At 70.2% G+C, this 18,698-nt stretch carries 18 protein-coding genes; 13 read left to right on the top strand and 5 right to left on the bottom strand.

What is annotated here, in order from left to right; all coding sequences use genetic code 11:
• Positions 1-23: 23 nt before the first annotated feature.
• From LZ199_RS06660 to LZ199_RS06645, 4 genes are all read right to left on the bottom strand, one after another.
• Positions 24-785 (bottom strand): hypothetical protein, encoded by a 762-nt coding sequence (locus LZ199_RS06660; RefSeq protein WP_253992803.1) that lies wholly within the window; start codon positions 783-785, stop codon positions 24-26.
• Between the two features lie 228 nt (positions 786-1,013).
• Positions 1,014-2,132, bottom strand: a complete 1,119-nt coding sequence (locus tag LZ199_RS06655; RefSeq protein ID WP_253992802.1) for a glycerate kinase — start codon at positions 2,130-2,132, stop codon at positions 1,014-1,016.
• Between the two features lie 238 nt (positions 2,133-2,370).
• Complete coding sequence (locus LZ199_RS06650; protein WP_253992801.1) at positions 2,371-2,868, bottom strand: YkgJ family cysteine cluster protein; 498 nt, start codon at positions 2,866-2,868, stop codon at positions 2,371-2,373.
• A 51-nt stretch (positions 2,869-2,919) separates the two neighbouring features.
• Complete coding sequence (locus LZ199_RS06645) at positions 2,920-4,227, bottom strand: class I SAM-dependent rRNA methyltransferase (protein ID WP_253992800.1); 1,308 nt, start codon at positions 4,225-4,227, stop codon at positions 2,920-2,922.
• Between the two features lie 30 nt (positions 4,228-4,257).
• On the opposite strand from LZ199_RS06645, the gene LZ199_RS06640 reads away from it, so the two are divergent.
• Both LZ199_RS06640 and LZ199_RS06635 read left to right on the top strand, forming a co-directional pair.
• Entirely contained in the window at positions 4,258-4,794 is a 537-nt protein-coding gene (locus LZ199_RS06640; protein ID WP_253992799.1) for a hypothetical protein, read from the top strand.
• Positions 4,795-4,871: 77 nt separating this feature from the next.
• Positions 4,872-5,423, top strand: coding sequence for an FxsA family protein (locus LZ199_RS06635; protein WP_253992798.1), 552 nt, complete (start codon positions 4,872-4,874; stop codon positions 5,421-5,423).
• 21 nt (positions 5,424-5,444) lie between these two features.
• Here the strand turns inward: LZ199_RS06635 and LZ199_RS06630 are convergent, their stop codons facing one another.
• Positions 5,445-6,551: an acyltransferase family protein gene (locus LZ199_RS06630; protein WP_253992797.1), complete on the bottom strand. Its 1,107-nt coding sequence runs from the start codon at positions 6,549-6,551 to the stop codon at positions 5,445-5,447.
• 119 nt (positions 6,552-6,670) lie between these two features.
• On the opposite strand from LZ199_RS06630, the gene LZ199_RS06625 reads away from it, so the two are divergent.
• From LZ199_RS06625 to LZ199_RS06575, 11 genes are all read left to right on the top strand, one after another.
• Positions 6,671-7,540 carry a YfiM family protein gene (locus LZ199_RS06625; protein WP_253992796.1) on the top strand — a complete coding sequence of 290 codons (870 nt, stop codon included), beginning with the start codon at positions 6,671-6,673 and terminating at the stop codon, positions 7,538-7,540.
• Between the two features lie 185 nt (positions 7,541-7,725).
• The gene (locus LZ199_RS06620) at positions 7,726-8,841 is read left to right on the top strand and encodes a cytochrome-c peroxidase (protein WP_253992795.1); all 1,116 of its coding nucleotides are present in this window, start codon (positions 7,726-7,728) and stop codon (positions 8,839-8,841) included.
• Between the two features lie 41 nt (positions 8,842-8,882).
• On the top strand, positions 8,883-9,281 hold the full coding sequence (locus LZ199_RS06615; RefSeq protein ID WP_253992794.1) for a hypothetical protein: 399 nt from the start codon (positions 8,883-8,885) through the stop codon (positions 9,279-9,281).
• Between the two features lie 265 nt (positions 9,282-9,546).
• Positions 9,547-10,389, top strand: coding sequence for a c-type cytochrome (locus LZ199_RS06610; protein WP_253992793.1), 843 nt, complete (start codon positions 9,547-9,549; stop codon positions 10,387-10,389).
• Positions 10,386-11,027, top strand: coding sequence for a respiratory nitrate reductase subunit gamma (locus tag LZ199_RS06605; protein WP_253992792.1), 642 nt, complete (start codon positions 10,386-10,388; stop codon positions 11,025-11,027). The genes LZ199_RS06610 and LZ199_RS06605 overlap by 4 nt, the downstream gene beginning before the upstream one ends.
• Entirely contained in the window at positions 11,024-11,647 is a 624-nt protein-coding gene (locus LZ199_RS06600) for a cytochrome c3 family protein (protein WP_253992791.1), read from the top strand. Before LZ199_RS06605 ends, LZ199_RS06600 begins: the two co-directional genes overlap by 4 nt.
• 12 nt (positions 11,648-11,659) lie before the next feature.
• Positions 11,660-14,641: a TAT-variant-translocated molybdopterin oxidoreductase gene (locus LZ199_RS06595; RefSeq protein WP_253992790.1), complete on the top strand. Its 2,982-nt coding sequence runs from the start codon at positions 11,660-11,662 to the stop codon at positions 14,639-14,641.
• On the top strand, positions 14,638-16,122 hold the full coding sequence (gene nrfD / locus LZ199_RS06590) for an NrfD/PsrC family molybdoenzyme membrane anchor subunit (RefSeq protein ID WP_253992789.1): 1,485 nt from the start codon (positions 14,638-14,640) through the stop codon (positions 16,120-16,122). The genes LZ199_RS06595 and nrfD overlap by 4 nt, the downstream gene beginning before the upstream one ends.
• Positions 16,119-16,640, top strand: coding sequence for a DUF3341 domain-containing protein (locus LZ199_RS06585; RefSeq protein ID WP_253992788.1), 522 nt, complete (start codon positions 16,119-16,121; stop codon positions 16,638-16,640). The genes nrfD and LZ199_RS06585 overlap by 4 nt, the downstream gene beginning before the upstream one ends.
• Positions 16,637-17,206, top strand: a complete 570-nt coding sequence (locus tag LZ199_RS06580; protein WP_253992787.1) for a c-type cytochrome — start codon at positions 16,637-16,639, stop codon at positions 17,204-17,206. Before LZ199_RS06585 ends, LZ199_RS06580 begins: the two co-directional genes overlap by 4 nt.
• On the top strand, positions 17,203-18,399 hold the full coding sequence (locus LZ199_RS06575) for a hypothetical protein (RefSeq protein ID WP_253992786.1): 1,197 nt from the start codon (positions 17,203-17,205) through the stop codon (positions 18,397-18,399). The genes LZ199_RS06580 and LZ199_RS06575 overlap by 4 nt, the downstream gene beginning before the upstream one ends.
• Positions 18,400-18,698: the final 299 nt, after the last annotated feature.

Genomic DNA, 18,698 nt, shown 5'->3' with positions numbered 1-18,698 from the left:
TCGCCGGGAGGAGGGGAGGCCCGTCAGGGCTTCTCCGTCTCCGTGGCCGCGTCCTGGTAGGTGTCACCCTGGAAGCGCATCGTCACGCGCTTCACCGTGGGCGCGTCGAGGGTGCCGCTCTTCTCCCGGTGCACCACGTCGCGCCAGCCCTGGGTGCGCGTGTCCAGGGGCTTCAACTCCAGCGTGTACTCGGGGCCCCAGACGGGGGCGTACCGGTCTCCGCTGCAGTGGACGTAGAGGGCCTGCATCGTGGCTCCATCGCTCCCCGCTTCGGTGGGGAAGATGACGTAGAGGTCCTGCTGGCCTCGGCCGTCCAGGTCCACCTCCGCCGCGCGCAGGGCCTTTCCGTAGCCGGGGTCCGGCTCCACCTGGACCGTGGGCTGCTTGCCCTTGCCCACCGTGGTGATGCGGAACGTCTCGTCACGTGAGCACGGGCCCGCCGAGGACGGCGCGGGGGTGGTGCTTCCCGGGCCCTGTGCCGTCGCGGGAGCCGTCGTGCCTCCCGAGCCCTGTGCCTTCGCGGGAGCCGTCGTGCCTCCCGAGCCCTGTGCTGTCGCGGAGGAAGGGCTTCCCGCTCCCTGTGCCGTCGTGCCTCCCGAGCCCTGCGCTGTCGCGGAGGAGGGGCTTCCCGCACCTTGTGCTGTCGCGGGTGGAGTCGTGCCCGTACCACCGGTGCCCTGTTCCGTCGTGGAGGGCGTCGCGCTCGAGCCAGTCGTGGCCGGTGCCTGGGCTATTCCCGTTGCGGACGCTCCGGTGGGGGCGGCCCCTTCTCGTGCCTGAGCCATGGGCTCCGAGGGAGCGGTGCGGAGTGAGCCCTCGGTGCAGGCGGTCGCAAGGCATGCTGCGGTAGCGGCGAGCAGGACGTGGCGCATGGGCGGGAAGTGTACCGCTCCCTCCCGTGAGAATGCAGAGCAGCGCAACCGGCCCTCGAGGGCTCCCGTGCGAGAGGCAGGGGAGAGGACTTCAGTCCCTCTGGATGCGCCGACGCGCGCGCCCACCCACGGCCAGGACTGTCAGCGACCGGACTTGAGTCGAGCCGCCGTCCAGCGCGCCACGGCTTCACGGAGCACATCCGCCGCCGAGGCCCCGGGACGCGCCTGGGTGCTCAAGTCCACCACCGTGTGGAACAAGTCCAGCTCCAGCCCCTCGTCGCGCTGCACCGAGCCGGCGAACAGCTCCACCGGCGTGCCGTGCTCGCGCGCCAGTCGCGCCAGTCCTCCCGGCCCCTTGCCCATGGACGTCTGCCGGTCGAAGCGCCCCTCGCCCGTGAGCACCACCTCCGCGAGCAACACGCGCCGCTCCAGCCCCAGCGCGCGCGACACCAGCTCATATCCGGGCACCAGCCGCGCACCCGCGAGCACCGTCAGTCCGAAGCCGAATCCTCCGGCCGCGCCCGTTCCCGGCCAGCCCGCCGCCAGGTCACCCACCACGCTCGCGAAGTGCGCCAGCGCCGCCTCCAGCGCCTCCACACCCTGCGCGTCCGCGCCCTTCTGCGGACTGAACAGGCGCGCGGCCCCATCCGCCCCCAGCAGCGGCGACGTGACATCCGTGGCGCCCATCAGCTCCACCTGCCCGAGCCTCGGGTGCCGTCCCGTCGAGTCCACCCGCGCGAGCGCCGGCAGCGCGCCGCCACCGGGCGGCAACGGGTCTCCCTTCGCATCCAGGAAGCGATAGCCCAGCGCCGCCAGCGCGCCCGAGCCTCCGTCCGTCGTGGCGCTGCCACCCAGGCCGACGATGAGCCGCTCGCAGCCCGTGTCCAGCGCGGCGCGAATCAGCTCTCCCGTGCCGTACGTGGAGGCGCGTCGCGCGTTGCCCGGACTCGGCTCCATCCGCGTCAGCCCGGACGCCGCCGCCATCTCCACCACCGCCGTGCGCCCATCCTCCAGCAAGGCCCAGGCGGCCTCCACCGGCTCGCCCAGCGGACCATGCACCCGGCACACGCGGCGCTCACCTCGCGTGCCCGACAGCAACGCGTCCACCGTGCCAGGTCCTCCGTCGGCGAGCGGCGCGACGTCCAGCACCACCTCCGGAGAAACCTCCCGCACGCCCCGGGCCATCGCCTCGGCGGCTTCCGTGGCCGTGAGGGTTCCCTTGTATTCCTGCGGCGCGACGAGCCAACGAGGAGCAATCACGGCCGGGACACCCGAGCTTTCATCGGGTGGCCTCGATGACCTGTCGCTCTGCTCGTCCGACCTCTCCGCAAGCCCACGCCTCCGCAGTCGATTGCCGGCGCAATCATTGCCCCGTCAGCGCACGAGTTCACGCTGATACATGCGCCCTTGTTTTCAAAACTCCTCGAATTGCCGCGTTGCCTTGACTCCAAGAGCCGGATTCAGTGCAGACCGGGGCGCTGCGGTACGAGAAGACCCGTCAGGGTGTCTGCCTCGACGCCGCTGACGTCAGGGATTCCGCGTGCCACTCCAGCAGCGGACGCGGCGCCTTGAGGGTGGCGTCCCTGCCCTGGGACACGCGCTCCAGTCGCTCCAGCAGCGCGCCCACCGTCTCCGCGGGCTGGCGCGAGGGCCCGCGGATGCGCTCGCAGAAGAAGGTGCGGCAGCCGAACGGGCGGTCCGCGTACACCGTGCAGCGCTTGCCCGCCGCATCCAGGTAGGGGCACCCGCCGTCCTCGCGAGGTGGGGGCAGGGGACGTCCCTTCGTCAACAATTCCCACTCGGGCAGCCACAGCCAGGGCTGACGTCCGGTGCGCGCCAGCTGGCAGCACTCGCCGCTCGCCGGACACGAGAAGGGGACGTAGGCCGTGTCCGCCTGTCGATAGATGGCGCGCACTTCCTTCAGTGCGCGCTCCTTCTCGCGAGTGCCCCCTGTCGCGGGGGCGTCCTCGCCTTCGTCCCAGTCCCGGGTCCGCATGGTCCGTGCCCTTGTCTCACGCCCCGGGCGCGCGGGTCGATGCGTGGCGCCTCACAACGCGCGCAGCACGTAACACTTCAAGTAGCGGGTTTCCCGCAGGTTGAGCAGCACGGGGTGGTCCTTGCCGGCGCCACGTCGCTCGATGATCTGCATGCGGCGGCGCGCATCCGCGGCGGCGGAGGCGAGCATGTCCTCGAAGGCCTGCTCGTCCACGTGGTACGTGCAGCTCGCGGTGATGAGGATGCCGCCGGGCCGCAACAGCTGCATGGCGCGGAGGTTGATCTCCTTGTAGCCGCGCACCGCGGCGGCGATGGCGTCCTTGTTCTTCGCGAAGGACGGCGGGTCCAGGACGATGGTGTCGAACTTGCGACCCTCGTCCACCGCGTCGCGCAGGAAGTCGAAGGCGTTGGCCACCACGACATTCAAGTTGGTGAGCTTGTTGGCGGCGGCGTTGTCGCGAAGCTGCGCCGCGGCCAGCTCCGAAATCTCCACCGCCGTCACGCTCTGCGCCCGCGTGGCCAGCTGGAGCGCGAAGCCGCCCACGTACGAGAAGCAGTCCAGCGCCTCGCCATGCGCGTACTGCGCGGCCACGACGTGGTTCTCCCGCTGGTCCAGGAACGCGCCCGTCTTCTGGCCCTCGAGCAGGTCCGCGCGCACGCGCACCAGCCCCTCGTCGAAGGAGACGGGGCCGGGCGCCTCGCCGCGCAGCATGCCCTTCTCCGGCGTCAGGCCCTCCAGGTGGCGCACGCTCACGTCCGAGCGGTTGACGATGCCCTTGGGCTTGAACTGCTCCTGCAGCAGGTCCGAGATGAGCGCCTTGCGCTGCTCCACGGCGGGCACCAGGAACTGGACGCTGAGGTAGTCGCCGTAGCGGTCCACCACGAGGCCCGGAATCCCGTCCGCCTCGCCGTGCATCAGCCGGTACGTCGTCTCACCCGGGAGCGCCTGGGTGCGCAGGGCCTGCGCGGCCAGCAGGCGCTGGCGGAAGAAGTCGTCGTCCACGGCGATGTCGTCGAAGCTGAGCCAGCGCAGGGAGATTTTCGACTGGCGCGAATAGAACGCCTTGCCGATGAACCAGCCGCGCCCGTCCACCACGCGCACCACCTCGCCACCGACGAGGCCCGGGTCGCCGTTGAGGTCGGCGCGATAAATCCACGGGTGCCCCGCCTGCCACCGGTCCACCCCCCGGCGCACCAGGGAGACCTGTGGCAGTCCGTCCGGGCCAATCTCGGGGGAGGTCCGGTCCGGGTGGACCTTCTCGGGGCGGTGGTGGGGACGGCCGCGGCCCGCGCCGTGGGGCGGAGAGGAGGGCCTGCCACCGCGTGGGGGGCCAGAAGGGGGCTTGGAAGAGGTGGGCATGGCGATTCGCGGCGTATACTCGCAACCCGCGTGAGATACGAGTTGCTCCTACAGACGATGACGCCGGGCACGCCCTACGAGGCGGCGCGGGTGGATGGCCTCCTCTCGGAGAAGCGGGTGACCGTCCGTCCGGATGGAAACCGCCTCTGGAACTTCCAGCACGGGGACGTGGAGGTGGGAGTGCTGCGCGAGGGCGGACGGGTGGTAGCCACCGAGCTGCGAATCCCCCTGGCCGAGCGCTCGGACCTGGTGCGCGAGGTGGTGGGCGAGGCCGTCAAGCTGGCCTCCAAGGCCGGAGCCCGGCTCGTGGACCCCCAGCTGGGCCGCTCGCTGGTGGCCTCCGATGAAGGCCTGGTGGCGGACCAGTACATGCGCACGGTGCGCTACGCGGGTGGAGCCTCCGGGGCGTCAACCGAGGCGATGGGCTCCGCCACGTACACGCCGCTGACGACGGAAGGGCCCAGGAGCTTTCAGCCGGGCGCGAAGTTCTTCCTCATCGCCATCGCCGCCTTCTTCTTCCTTTATCTGCTGGTGGACTCGATGTTGGGGAACCTCGGCGGCAGGTAGGCCAGACGGGCGGGGAGGCGCCGCCTTGCCCGTGGGGTTGTCCGGCACGAGGGAGCGCTCGGCGTTAGGTTGCGGGTGTGTTCAAGTACTTCCTGCTCGCGCTCATCGTTCCCTTCGTGGAGCTCTACCTGCTGGTCGTCATCGGCCGCGAGGTGGGCTTCATGCCGACGCTGGCCCTGGTGCTGCTGACGGGCGTGGTGGGCTCCTGGCTCGCCCGTCGTGAGGGGGGCAGGGTGATGCGCCGCTGGCGAGACGCCTTGGCCCGGGGGCAGGTCCCCGAGGAGGGCCTGTTCAGCGGCGCGCTGGTGATGCTCGGCGGCGTGCTGCTGGTGGTTCCCGGCGTCATCACCGACGTGGTGGGCCTGTCGCTGTTCTTGCCTCCCGTGCGGCGCTTCGTGACGGCGCGCCTGCGCCGGGCCGTGGAGCGCCGCATGCGCGACGGCTCGCTGCGCGTCACCACCCTGGGCGGCGTGGGCTTTCCCGAGCAGTTCCCTGGCGAGCCTGTCTCGCGGACTCCGTTCCCGGAGTCGTGGACGGAGGACGCGGCGAGCCCGTCCGCGCGCATGCGCTCCGGTGCGTCCACGTCAGAGGTGGACGCGGAGTTCACCGAGGACGAGCCGCGACACTGAGGCCGCGCGCGGCCCGGAGCCTCAGGCCCGAGGGCTCATCCGCGTGGAGCTGCTGAGGCTGGCGTTGAGCGTGGTGGAGCCCGCGCGCCAGGGACGGGCCTGGTCCAGCAGCCAGCGGCCGAGCCGCGCCACGCCCGCGCACGTCAGCAGCAGGGCCAGCCCCACGCCCGCCGCGGCGGGGACCCCGAGGATGGGGCCCACGCGGGCGGAGAGGCCGCCGATGTCCGCCCAGCCGTACACGATGGGCAGGTGCAGCACGTAGACCCACAGCGACAGCCGGCCTATCGGCGCCAGGAGCCCGCTGAGCCGGACGGGGGCCAGGTTCACCGCGCCCAGGACGAGGAGCCCCTGGCCGACGCGATAGGCCACCAGCCACGCGCTCGTGGGGCCCCAGTCGGCGGTCGTCAGGTGCGTGAGGCCGAGCATCCCCGCGCCCAGCGCGAGCAGCGCCAGCCCCTGCGGCCAGCCCGGCTTCAAGAGGTGCAGCGCATAGGCGGCGAAGGCGCCCGCGAAGAAGAAGCCCGCCCAGGGGAAGAAGGGGAAGCGGCTGCCTTCGGCGCTGCCCAGGAACTGCTGCACCGGCATGGGCAGCCCCACGCCCAGCCGCCACATCGTGACGCTGGCCAGCGGAATGGCCACGGCCAGGGTGAGCAGGACGAGCGGACGGCCTCCGCGCGCGGGCACGAGCGCGAGCAGCACCGAGCCCAACAACAGCGCGAAGCCGATGCACTGGAGCGCATCGAAGGCGAAGACGCGCGACAGCATGGCGTCCGTCCAGCCCAGGTCATGCACCGCCGGCCAGCCGGGCCAGTGCAGGAAGTAACCCAGGAACAACAGCAACAGCGACCGGCGGATGCGGCGACCGAGCGTGTCGCGGGCGGCGTTGGGCTTGGTCCCCAGGGCGGCGACCACGGCCCAGCCACTCACCAGGAGGAAGAGGGGCGCGGTGATTCCGCGAAAGCTCCAGTAGTGCTGCACCCAGGGCAGTTGGCGAGCCTCGGGTGAGAGCAGCGCGTCCAGCGTGTGCCCCAGCACCATGGCGAGGACAGCGAGGCCGCGAGCACCATCGAGCCCGGGGTGCCGGGTCGATTGCTGCTGGAAGGTGAACGAGGGACCGAGTCGTTTCACGCGACCTGGAGCATAGGACGACCCAGGGGCCGCGTCTCGAAAACGCACGACCGCGAGCCTCCGCTGCCACACTCCGGGCGGGCCACCTGGACGGTCCGTGGGGGGCTACATCCCTGCTCATGCAGACCTCCACCTTGCGCCTGCTCGCCCCGCTGCTGCTCGTGTCCTCCACGCCGACGCCCGCGAGGGCCGCGTCTGGAGATGAGTGGCTGGGCCCCGACAAGAAGAAGCACTTCGCGGCGTGCTTCGTCCTGGCGGGCGTGGGCTATGGCGCCGGGGCGCTGCTCTTCGAGCCCCCCGAGGCGCGGCTCTGGACGGGCGCCGGGCTGGCGCTCGGGGTGGGCGTGGGCAAGGAGCTGTACGACCTGGGGCGTGGGACGACCTTCTCGCTCAAGGACCTGGCGTGGGACGCGGCGGGGACGGCGACGGGGCTGGGCGTGGCGTGGCTCGTCGACCGGCTCCTCTTCGGACCTCCCTCCAGCGAGGCGTCCGCGACGTCGCCGCTACGACGGGATGTTCCGCTCGTCGTGTTCGTCCCTGGTGGGCTCGGAGGCGGGCTCGGGCGACAGGAGCTCCTCGTCGGGACGCGCGCGCGCTTCGATGAGTCGCAGCAGCTTCTCTCGCTCCATGAGCGGATCCACCGTCATCAAGGCGGTCCCTTGCTGCGGGGCTCCGCCGGTGACGAGCACGGTGACCTGACCTCGGGGGCACTGCCGCAAGCAGCCGGTGGGCATGACGCGGACGGTGTCGGAGAGCCCTCGCTCGCTCAGCGTGCGTTGGAGCCAGCGGGGCAGCTCGACTCCACCGGCCCTGGCGCCGCGGCGCATCAAGCACTTGCGGCAGACGAGCACGTCGACGTCCTCGCGCGTCTCGTCCGTCTCCCCAGCGCGTTCATCCCGCATCCATCCTCCTCGTCGTCTTCGGATCCAGGCACGTCGACCTCGCGGCACACCGCCGATGCGCCGCTGCGAGCCCGTCTTCAGAGGTAGCCGCTGGCCCGTGACCGCGCAGCCCAGGCCCGCATGTCCGTGGAGCAGGGGAGCGGAGGGGCGGCCGCCGGCGTCGAGGCTGATGGACGCTGGAAGGGGACGTGGGGTGCGTCATCAAGACGCAAGCAACATGGCGGGGCGGGACTGGTAGCGTGCCGGTCCGGTAAATGCCCCTGGAGTGTCTCATGTCGCGCAACCGGTTCCTGACGCTGCTCACGTTGACCTCGCTCGGCGCGGGTGGACTGACGGCGTGCGAGCGGCAGCAGGAGGTCGCATCGCCTCCCACGCCCCCGGTGGAGCAGGCCGCGCCGAAGCCGCGCGCGCCGAAGTTGCTGACGCCCGACCAGCTCGCGCACTTCTTCCGCCCGCTGCCTCCGGCGAAGGACGCGAAGCCCGCGCCCAAGGACACCGAGGCCCAGGTGTCGCTGGGCCGCATGCTCTTCTTCGAGCCGCGTCTGTCGAAGAACCACGATGTCTCCTGCAACACCTGCCACGGCCTGGACACCTACGGCGTGGACAACAAGGCGCTGTCGGACGGGCACCGGGGGCAGAGGGGCACGCGCAACTCGCCCACCGTCTACAACGCGGCGGGGCACATCGCGCAGTTCTGGGATGGCCGCGCGGACACGCTGGAGGCGCAGGCCACGGGCCCCATCCTGAACCCGGTGGAGATGGCCATGCCCGACGAGCGGCGCGTGGTGTCCACGCTCTCCTCCATTCCTGAGTACGTCACGCGCTTCCGCGAGGCGTTTCCTGGAGAGAAGAAGCCGGTGTCGCTGACGAACGCCGCGCGCGCCATCGCCGCCTTCGAGCGGGGCCTCACCACGACGTCTCGCTTCGACCGCTTCCTGGCGGGAGAGCACGCCGCGCTCACCGAGCCGGAGCTGCGCGGCCTCCAGCTCTTCGCCCTCACGGGCTGCACCACGTGCCACAACGGCCCGGCGGTGGGGGGCATGTCGTTCCAGAAGCTCGGCCTGTTGGAGGACTACCCGGGCCTGACGGACGCGGGGCGGTTCGACGCGACGAAGAACGAGGATGACCGGGGCAAGTTCCGGGTGCCCACGCTGCGGGACGTCGAGCGGACGGGGCCGTATCTGCACGACGGCAGCGTGAAGGACCTGCCGACGATGGTGCGGCTGATGGCGAAGCACCAGCTGGCGCGGACGCTGACGGACGGGGAGGTGGATGACCTGGTGGCCTTCCTCCGGAGCCTCACGGGCGAGCTGCCGCCCCGGGAGCGCATCGCCGCGCCGCCGCTTCCCCCCAGCACGAAGAAGACGCCCGAGCCGGATCCGTCTTGAAACGTGCGTCTCACCCCGTGCGTTGCTAAACCGCGAGCCCCATGGACCGAATGTTCTTCTACGCCCACTCAGGGCTTCGCTATCTGGTGCTGCTCGCGGGCGTGCTGGCCATCGCCTATTTCGCCTTCGGGCTCGCCACGAAGCGCCCGTTCGACAAGGGCGGCCGCATCCTCGGCGCCTCCTTCGCGGGGCTGCTGCACCTCCAGGTGCTGCTCGGCATCCTCGTGCTGGTGACGCGCTTCTACTACCCGGCCCTCATCGGCCACATCGTGCTGATGGTGCTGGCGGCCGTCGTCGCGCAGGTGCTGCTGTCGGTGAATCGCCGTCGTCCGCAGCCGGGCTACGCGCTGCCGCTGGCGGGCGTGGGGCTCGCCATCGTGTTCATCATCGGTGGCATCATGGCCATCGGCCGCGGCGTGTTCACCACCACCGCGATGTGAGCTGTGCCGCGCGGGTGGAGCCTCTCGCTCCCCGCGCGGCTTCGTGAGGGTTCCGCTGGAGGGCGCGTGTCGCTCCCAGCGTCCTCCGTCCCTGGCAAACGGTGCGTCCGCTCGTGCCGCGCGGCGCAAATGCTGCGCTCCCTTCGCATGATTTCCCGTGCTCCATGAGGCCGTGAGCCAGTGAGCTCCCTGGCCCCCTGGTTGCACTGAGGCCGCGTGTGCCGAGCAACGGGCTCGGCTTCCCCGCGAGGAGGGGCACGCAGCAATGCGGACACGTGTGCTGGGAGGACGGTCGCGTCAGGAGCGAACGCTCGTCCCCATCATTCCGCTCCTGGCCGTGCTGGCCGCGCCGTCCGCGCTGGCTCAAGCGTCTGGACAGGGCGCGCAGCTCTTCACCCAGCGCTGTGCGACCTGCCACTCGGTGGGCGAGGGCGACCGGATTGGTCCGGACCTGCACGGGGTGCTGGAGCGTCGCGACGAGGCGTGGCTCACCCGCTTCATCAAGAGCCCGGGCGCGCTCATCGACGCGGGAGACCCCGTCGCGGGCGAGCTGCTGACGAAGTTCAACGGCGTGCGCATGCCGGACCAGGCCCTGTCCGACGCGGAGCGCACCAGCCTCTTCGCCTTCTTCCGCGAGTGCACGCAGAAGGGGAAGGGCGGCTGCAAGCCCTCGCCCGCGGAGAAGATGGGCACGGACGCCACTCCGGAAGAAGTCGCGCGGGGCCGCAGCCTCTTCGAAGGCACCGAGCCACTCACGAACGGAGGCGCCGCCTGCATCAGCTGCCATGACGTGCGCGGCCTGGGCATCGCCGGTGGCGGCACGCTGGGCCCCAACCTCACCTTCGCCTTCGCGCGCATGGGAGAGAAGGGGATGCGGCCCGCGCTCGCGAAGCTGGAAGGGCCGATGATGGGCGCGCTGTACGCGAAGGCGCCGCTCGTCGAGGAGGAGCAGTACGCCCTCAAGGCCTATCTCGCGGACGCCTCGCGTGATGGCAGCCGTCCGCGCGCGGACCGGGACTTCTTCTACCTGGGCGTCGTCGGGCTGGTCGCGGCGCTGGGCTTCATCGGGGTGGTCTTCACCACGCCGTCCGCGCGAGGTCACTCGTGAGCGACTCCATCCTCTTCTCCTTCTTTCCGTACGTGGCGGCGGGCGTCGCGCTCGCGGGCATCATCCGCAGGCTGACGCTGCGGGAAGCACCCGCGCCGAACTCGCCCTGGACGCCCGCGGGTCGCGCCGTGCTCGCGGGAGCGGCTGTCGTCGCGTTCACCCACTTGCTGGGCCTCGCGGCGCCGCGTGCGATGCAGGCCTTCAACGCCTCGCCGTCCCGACTGTTCGCGCTGGAGTCGGTGAGCCTCATCGGCGCGCTGCTGCTGGGCTGGGGCCTGTGCTCCCTGACGCTGCGCCGCGCGCGGGAGAGACAGTGGGGCTCGGCGGTCGCCCTGGGGCTGGTGTTCGCCCATGTCCTCACGGGGGTGTACGTGGCGGTGTCGTTGCGCTGGAGCTCCGCCTGGTACGTGCACGTGACGGTGCCGTACCTGCGCTCGGTGCTGGCCGTCCAGCCGGACTCGACGCTGATTCAGAGCGCGCCGCTTGTCTTCCAGGTCCACCTGCTCGCGGGCTTCACCCTGCTGGGTCTGGCTCCCTTCTTCCGGATGAGCCGTGTGTCGGCGCCGGCGCGTTCGACCGAGCCTGTCGAGGCCGCCGAGCCTGGGCTGCTCGCCACGCCTCGCGAGGAGACGCCATGAGCCGCGCTTCCTTCCGGGCCCTGGGATACGCCGGTACGCTCGTCTCGCTGGGCCTGGGTGGCTGCAGCGGGCCGGTGAACAACCAGCAGGGCCACATGCCCGCGCAGCCGGTGGCCTTCTCGCACGCCGTGCACGCGGGCCAGTACGAGCTGGACTGTCAGTACTGTCACGTGGGCGCCGAGCGCAGCCGTCACGCGGGAGTGCCCTCCGCCAGCGTGTGCATGAACTGCCACACGCAGGTGAAGAAGGACTCGCCGGAGATTCAGAAGGTGGCGACCGCGGTGGCCGCGAATGCGCCCATCGAATGGGTGCGGGTCCACCGCCTGCCGGACCATGCCTTCTTCAACCACGCGAGCCACGTCACCGCGGGCCTGAAGTGCCAGACGTGCCACGGCCAGGTCCAGGAGATGGTGCGCGTGGAGCAGGCGGAGCCCATGACCATGGGCTGGTGCCTGGACTGTCACCGCAAGATGTCGACGGAGGCACTTGTCGCGCCGACGCCGTCCGCACCGCGCGCGGGAGAGCTGCTGGCCCTGACCTCCGGCACGCCCCTCCCCGAGCCTTCGAAATCCCCCCGCATCCTCCGGCCGCCCTCGGATTGCTCGGGCTGCCACCGCTGAGGACCTCTCGCCATGTCCGACCCCCTTCCCAAGTACTGGCAGAGCCTGGCCGAGCGGGCCACCGATGCCGCGTGGCTGGAGCCGTCGCGCGACGAGTTCGCCGAGGAGCTCCCGGTGGGCGTCGCCGCCACGCCGCCGGACGCGAGCAGCCGTCGCGACTTCTTCAAGCTGATGGGCCTGAGCGCCGCCGCGGCCATGGTGGCGTGTCAGCGCGCTCCGGTGCAGAAGCTCATCCCCTACGTGTCCCGACCGGACGAAGTCATTCCGGGCACCGCGCTCTGGTACGCCTCCACCTGCGAGGGCTGCTCGGCGCGCTGCGGTCTGTTGTTGAAGACGCGCGACGGACGTCCCATCAAGGTGGAGGGCAACGACGAGCACCCCGTGTCGCGCGGTGCCGTGTGCGCGGTGGGGCAGGCCTCCGTGCTCTCGCTCTACGACGCGAGCCGCGCCCGCTTCCCGTCACGCGACTGCCATCGAGTGTCCTGGACGGACCTGGACACAGAGGTGAAGGCCGGACTGCGCAAGGTGGCTGAGGCGGGCAAGGCCATCCGGCTGGTGCTGCCCTGGGTGATGGGGCCCACCGCCGAAGCCGGAGTGAAGCGCTTCCTCGCCGCGCACCCCCTGGCGCGCACCGTGCGCTACGAGCCGCTGGGCGAGCTCGCCGCGATAGGTGATGCATACCGACTCACGCACGGCGCGCGCGTGGTGCCCGACCACCGCTTCGACCGGGCCCAGGTCATCGCCAGCTTCGGCGCCGACTTCCTGGGCACGTGGGTGTCGCCGGTGGCCTTCACGCGCCAGTACACCGAGGCGCGCGACGCGGCGGGACGAAGGGCGATGGCGCGGCATTACCAGATTGAGCCGGTGATGACGCTCACCGGAGCCGCCGCCGACCGCCGCTTTGTCGTGGCCCCCTCCGAGGTGACGCTCGCCCTGGGCGACGTGGTGCGCCGCCTGGCGGTGAAGGCCGGGCGCACCGTGCCCGGACTGTCGGGCTTGCCGGCCTCGCGACTGGAGCCGGCCCACCTGGACGAGCTGGCCGACGCGCTGTGGTCACACCGCACGGAGTCGCTGGTGGTGTGCGGTGGCGATGAGGTGGCCGCGCAGGTGCTGGCCGCGACGGCGAACGTGTTGCTCGGCAACGAGGGCACCACGGTGCTGCCCACGGAGGGCGTGGAGCTGGACGAGCAGGCCCTGTCCTACGGCGAGCTGCTGACCGAGCTGGGCGCGGGTGGGGTGGGCGCGGTGCTCTTCCTCGGCGTCAATCCCGCCCATGCGGACCCGCGAGGAGCGGCGCTGGGGGCCCTTCTCAAGGGCGTGCCGCTCACCGTGGCGCTCAACGACCGGCTGGACGAGACGGCCATCTTGTCGAGGCTTCATGCCCCGGCCTCCACGCCGCTGGAGTCGTGGGGAGACGCGGAGCCGCGACGAGGCGTGCTCTCACTGCGCCAGCCCGCGGTGGCGCCGCTGCACGACACCCGGGACGCGGTGGAGTCGCTGCTGAAGTGGGCGGATTCCCCGGTGTCCCACCATGACTTCCTGCGAGCCCGCTGGGAGGCAGAGGTCTTCCCGCACGTCACGCAAGCAGGGACGTCCTTCGATGCCTTCTGGGACGACGCCGTCCGCCGAGGTGTCGTGACGCTGCCTCTGGCCCCCACGGCGCCGCTGTCCTTCCGCGAGGAGGGTCTGGCGAAGGTGCTGGGCGCGGTGGCCCGTCCATCCGTGGAGTGGGAGCTGGTGCTGTTCCCCTCGGTGGCGCTGCGTGACGGCGCCTCCGGTAACAACGCCTGGCTGCACGAGGTGCCGGACCCCATCACGAAGGCCACCTGGGGCAACCCCGCGCTCATCGCGCCTTCGCGGGCGAAGGAGCTGGGCCTGCGCGACGGAGACGTGGTGCAGGTGCGCGTGGGCGGCGAGTCGCTGTCCCTGCCCGTGCTGGTGCAGGCGGGGACGCACCCGTCCGCGCTGGGTGTCGCGGTGGGCTACGGCCGGACGAGGGTGGGGCGCATCGGCGACGGCGTGGGGACGAATGTCTTCCCGCTGGCGTCGGTGGTGGACGGGCGTGTGCGGCGCTCGGTGCCGGGGGCGACGGTGGTGGGCACGGGCGAGAAGCAGAAGCTGGCGCTCACGCAGACTCACTCGCGACTGGAGGGCCGGCCGCACGTGCGAGAGGCGGAGCTGGCCGCGTTCCTGGCGAACCCGCGCGCGGGCAACGAGGCGCACGGCGGGCACGGCGGCAACGGAGCGCACCCGCTCTCCATCTGGAGCGGCCATGAGTACAAGGGCCACCGGTGGGCGCTGGCGGTGGACCTGAGCGCGTGCACGGGCTGCTCGGCGTGCGTGGTGTCGTGCCAGGCGGAGAACAACATCCCCAGCGTGGGCCGCGAGGAGGTGCTGCGCCAGCGCGAGATGCACTGGATGCGCATCGACCGGTACTACCAGGGCGACGAGGCGAACCCTCGAGTCGTCCACCAGCCGATGATGTGCCAGCACTGTGAGAACGCGCCGTGCGAGACGGTGTGCCCGGTGCTCGCGACGGTGCACTCCAGCGAGGGGCTCAACCAGCAGGTCTACAACCGCTGCGTGGGCACGCGCTACTGCGCGAACAACTGCCCCACGAAGGTGCGCCGCTTCAACTGGTTCGACTATCCGCACGACGAGCCGCTGGAGCGGATGGTGCTCAACCCGGACGTGGTGGTGCGCAGCAGGGGCGTCATGGAGAAGTGCTCGCTCTGCGTGCAGCGCGTCCAGGAGGGCAAGGCGGCGGCGGCTCGCGAGGGCCGCGCGCTGAAGGACGGCGACATCCAGACGGCCTGTCAGCAGAGCTGCCCCGCGAAGGCCCTCCACTTCGGGGACGTGAATGACCCGAACAGCCGCGTGGCGAAGCTGGCGAAGGACGGGCGCGCGTTCCGGCTGCTGGAGGAGCTGAACATCGGGCCGTCCATCACCTACCTTACGAAGATCCGGAACACCGGGTCGGGAAGCGGAACATGAGCCAACAGCACCTGTCCCCGCTGCGCGTGCCGCTGGTCACCGAGCCGCGCACCCTGGGCCAGCTCACCGAGGAGATCTGCGCGCCCATGGAGCGAGCGCCCACGTGGAAGTGGTGGGTGGCGTTCGCGATGGCGGTGTCCGTGTTGGGCACGGGCGCGGGAATCGTCGCGTACCAGGTGGGCACCGGCATCGGCGTGTGGGGATTGAACAAGACCATCGGCTGGGCGTTCGACATCACCAACTTCGTGTTCTGGGTGGGCATCGGCCACGCGGGCACGCTCATCTCCGCCATCCTCTTCCTCTTCCGGCAGAAGTGGCGCACCAGCATCAACCGCGCGGCGGAGGCGATGACGCTGTTCGCCGTCATGTGCGCGGCGCTCTTCCCCGTCATCCACATGGGGCGGCCGTGGCTGGCCTTCTGGGTGCTGCCCTATCCCAATACGCGCGGCAGCTTGTGGGTGAACTTCCGCTCGCCGCTCTTGTGGGACGTGTTCGCCATCTCCACGTACTTCACGGTGTCGGCGGTGTTCTGGTACGTGGGGCTGCTTCCGGACCTGGCCACCGTGCGTGACAGGTTGAAGGCGGGCGTGAAGAAGGCCGTCTTCAAGGTGCTGTCGCTGGGGTGGACGGGCTCGCACCGGACGTGGAGCCGCTACGAGACGGTGTACCTGCTGCTCGCGGGCCTGGCGACGCCGCTGGTGCTCAGCGTGCACACCATCGTGTCGATGGACTTCGCCACGTCGGTGATTCCCGGGTGGCACACCACCATCTTCCCGCCGTACTTCGTGGCCGGCGCGGTGTTCAGCGGCTTCGCGATGGTGCTGACGCTGATGATCATCACCCGCGTGGTGCTGGGCTACGAGCACCTGATTACGCTGCGCCACCTGGAGAACATGACGAAGGTCATCATCGTCACCGGGGGCATCGTCTCGCTGGCATATGCGACGGAGTTCTTCATCGCCTGGTACTCGGGCAATCCGTACGAGCGCTTCGCGTTCATGAACCGCGCCTTCGGTCCCTACGCGTGGGCCTATTGGATCATGGTGACGTGCAACGTGGTGTCGCCGCACCTGTTCTGGTTCAAGAAGATTCGTACCTCGCCCGCGGCCATCTTCGCGCTGTCGTTGGTCATCAACGTGGGCATGTGGTTCGAGCGGTTCGTCATCATCGTCACCAGCCTGCACCGCGACTTCCTGCCCAGCAGTTGGTCCATGTACACGCCGACAATGGTGGAGGTGGGGACCTTCATCGGGACGTTTGGCCTCTTCTTCACCCTGTTCCTGCTCTTCGTGCGCGTGCTGCCCATCATCTCCATCGGTGAGGTGAAGAGCGTCCTGGGCTTCGCCAGGAGTCCTCACGCGCACGCCGAGGCGCATCCCCCAACGCAGCATGCCCCCGAGCGGGACGTGTCGGCTGAGCCCGCGTCGCCTCGGCTCCACCCGCCACTGGCCATCGCCACCCGGAAGGACGCCCCCGTATGAGCGCCCCGGTCCTCATCGGATATTTCGAGCACGAGGCGCAGGTCCTCGATGCCACCCGCGCGGTGCGAGAGGCGGGACATGACCTGCGCGATGTGTACACGCCGTATGCGGTGCACGGCCTGGATGCCGCGATGGGGCTCAAGCCCAGTCGGCTCACCTGGGTGTGCTTCGCGGCGGGACTCTTGGGCTGCACGCTGGCACTGTCGCTCCAGCTCTACACCAGCGTGGTGAGCTGGCCGCTCAACGTGGGAGGCAAGCCGTTCAACTCGTTTCCGGCGTTCATCCCGGTGACGTTCGAGCTGACGGTGTTGTTCGCCGCGCTGAGCACGGTGGCGGCGTTCCTGGTGAGGGCCCGGCTGTTTCCGGGGAACAAGCGCCAGACGTTGCCCCGCGTGACGGATGACCGGTTCGCCATCGTCATCGCGCCGCGCCAGTCCCCGGAGTCGCTGGAGGCGGCCGAGGACCTGCTGCGCCGTCATGGCGCGGTGGCCATGGACCTGAGGGAGGTGGCGCCGTGAGGAAGGTCTGGGTGGGACTGGCGGCGCTGGGGTTGGCTGTCGGCGGCTGCGAGCAGGACGAGACGCGGCCGAACTTCGAGTACGCGCCGGACATGGTGGCCTCGGTGCCCTATGACAGCTTCGCGCCCAACCCGAACACGGGGGATGGCAAGACGCTGCTGACTCCGGCGAAGGGCACGGTGCCGCGAGGTCACCTTCCGCTGCACCTGGCCGCGGGACCGGAGGCGGCCGAGCGCGCCGGGAGCGAGCTGCGCAATCCGTACCCCTCGTCGCCCGAGGTGGTGGCGCGAGGCCAGACGGCGTTCCAGCGCTACTGCGCGCCGTGCCATGGCTCGGGAGGGTTGGGGGATGGCCCGGTGACGGCGCGCTTCCCGATGCCGCCCTCGCTGCTGGCGGAGCACGCGGTGGAGCTTCCGGATGGACGCATCTTCCACATCATCACCCATGGGCAGGGACTGATGCCGGCCCATGGCTCGCAGGTGGCGCCGGAGGACCGGTGGAAGCTGGTCCACTATCTCCGCACGCTCCAGAACCCCGCGCGCACGGCGCGCAAGGAGACGCCATGAGCGCCCCCGTCGAAGCAGTCGCCACCGAGTCCCAGGGTGGCTTCGCCGTCTCACCTGTCTTCCATCGCGCCGCACAGGTGGCGGCGGGGGCGGGGTTGGGAGTGCTCGTGCTGGGGCTGGTGCAGGCTCCGGAGCGTGCGCTGACCAGCCTGCTGACGAGCGGCTTCTATTTCCTGTGCCTGGGATTGGGCGGCGCGGTTTTCCTGGCGCTGATGTACGTGGCGAACGCGGGGTGGTTCACCGTCTTCAAGCGAATCCCGGAGGCTTTCGCATCCTACGTGCCCTGGGGCGCGGCGACGATGTTGGCGCTGCTGCCGTTCGTCACGACGCTGTATCCCTGGGCGAAGCCTGGGGTGATGGAGACGGACCACCTCCTGCATGAGAAGGCGGCCTTCCTCAACGTTCCCTTCTTCGCGATTCGGATGGGGGTGATGTTGGCGGTGTGGGTGGGCTTCACGTGGATGTTGAGGCGCAACTCATTGCGACAGGACGTGGAGCGCGGGGAGACGTTGACCCGGAAGAACGTGACGGTGTCAGCGGTGTTCCTGGTGCTCTTCTCGCTGACCTTCTGTCTGGCGGCGTTCGACTGGCTGATGAGCCTGGAGCCGCACTGGTTCAGCACCATCTACGCGCTCTACAACGTGGCGGGGCTCTTGAGCTCCAGCGTGTGTGCCATCACCGTGGTGGCGGTGTTGCTGCACCGGGCAGGGGCGCTGCCTCGGCTCAACTCCAGCCATCTGCATGACCTGGGCAAGCTGATGTTCGGCTTCGCCACGCTGTGGGCCTACCTGTGGTTCTCGCAGTTCATGCTCATCTGGTACGCGAACATCCCGGAGGAGACGGTCTACTTCATCGCGCGGATGCACGGCGGGTGGGAGGTGCCGTTCTATGTGAATGTGGTGTTGAACTGGGCGCTGCCGTTCGTGTTGTTGCTGCCGCGTCCCGCGAAGATGAACCCGAACCACCTGCTGCGCGTGGCGGGGGTGCTGCTGGTGGGGCGCTGGTTGGATTTGCAGTTGATGGTTGCGCCCGCGCACCAGCCGGAGGGATTGACGGTGGGGGTGTATGAGGTGGCGGGGTTGGTGGGCGTGGGGGCACTGTTCACGCTGGCGGTGACTCGGGCGGTGAGGACGTCGCCGATGTTGCCTGTGGGAGACCCGTACCTGGTCGAGAGCCTGCACCACCACACCTGACGGACGACCCGAGAGAATCAAGTCCGTGGCCGTTGACCCCCCTGTGGGCCAGCGGCTCCTCCGGGCCCTCGGCCCTCGCGACCACGGCGGCGATGCCATCCGCACTTCCTCAGGCGGGTGGCATCGCTTTTTCAAGGGGCTAGAATCCCAGGGTGACCTGACTGTGCTGTCCCTGAGCAGTGCGCCGGCTCGGCGTGCGGCTCATGGGCTCAGCGTCACGTCCCTCACCTCCCGCTCTGCTCCCGCCCGCTACGCCCAAGAGGGCTTCTATTCTCTCTATGCTCCGCGAGGTCGTGCCC

It is taken from the genome of Myxococcus qinghaiensis (genome assembly GCF_024198215.1).
Classification (GTDB): Bacteria; Myxococcota; Myxococcia; order Myxococcales; family Myxococcaceae; genus Myxococcus; species Myxococcus qinghaiensis.
This window is presented reverse-complemented; position numbering and strand designations above follow the sequence as displayed.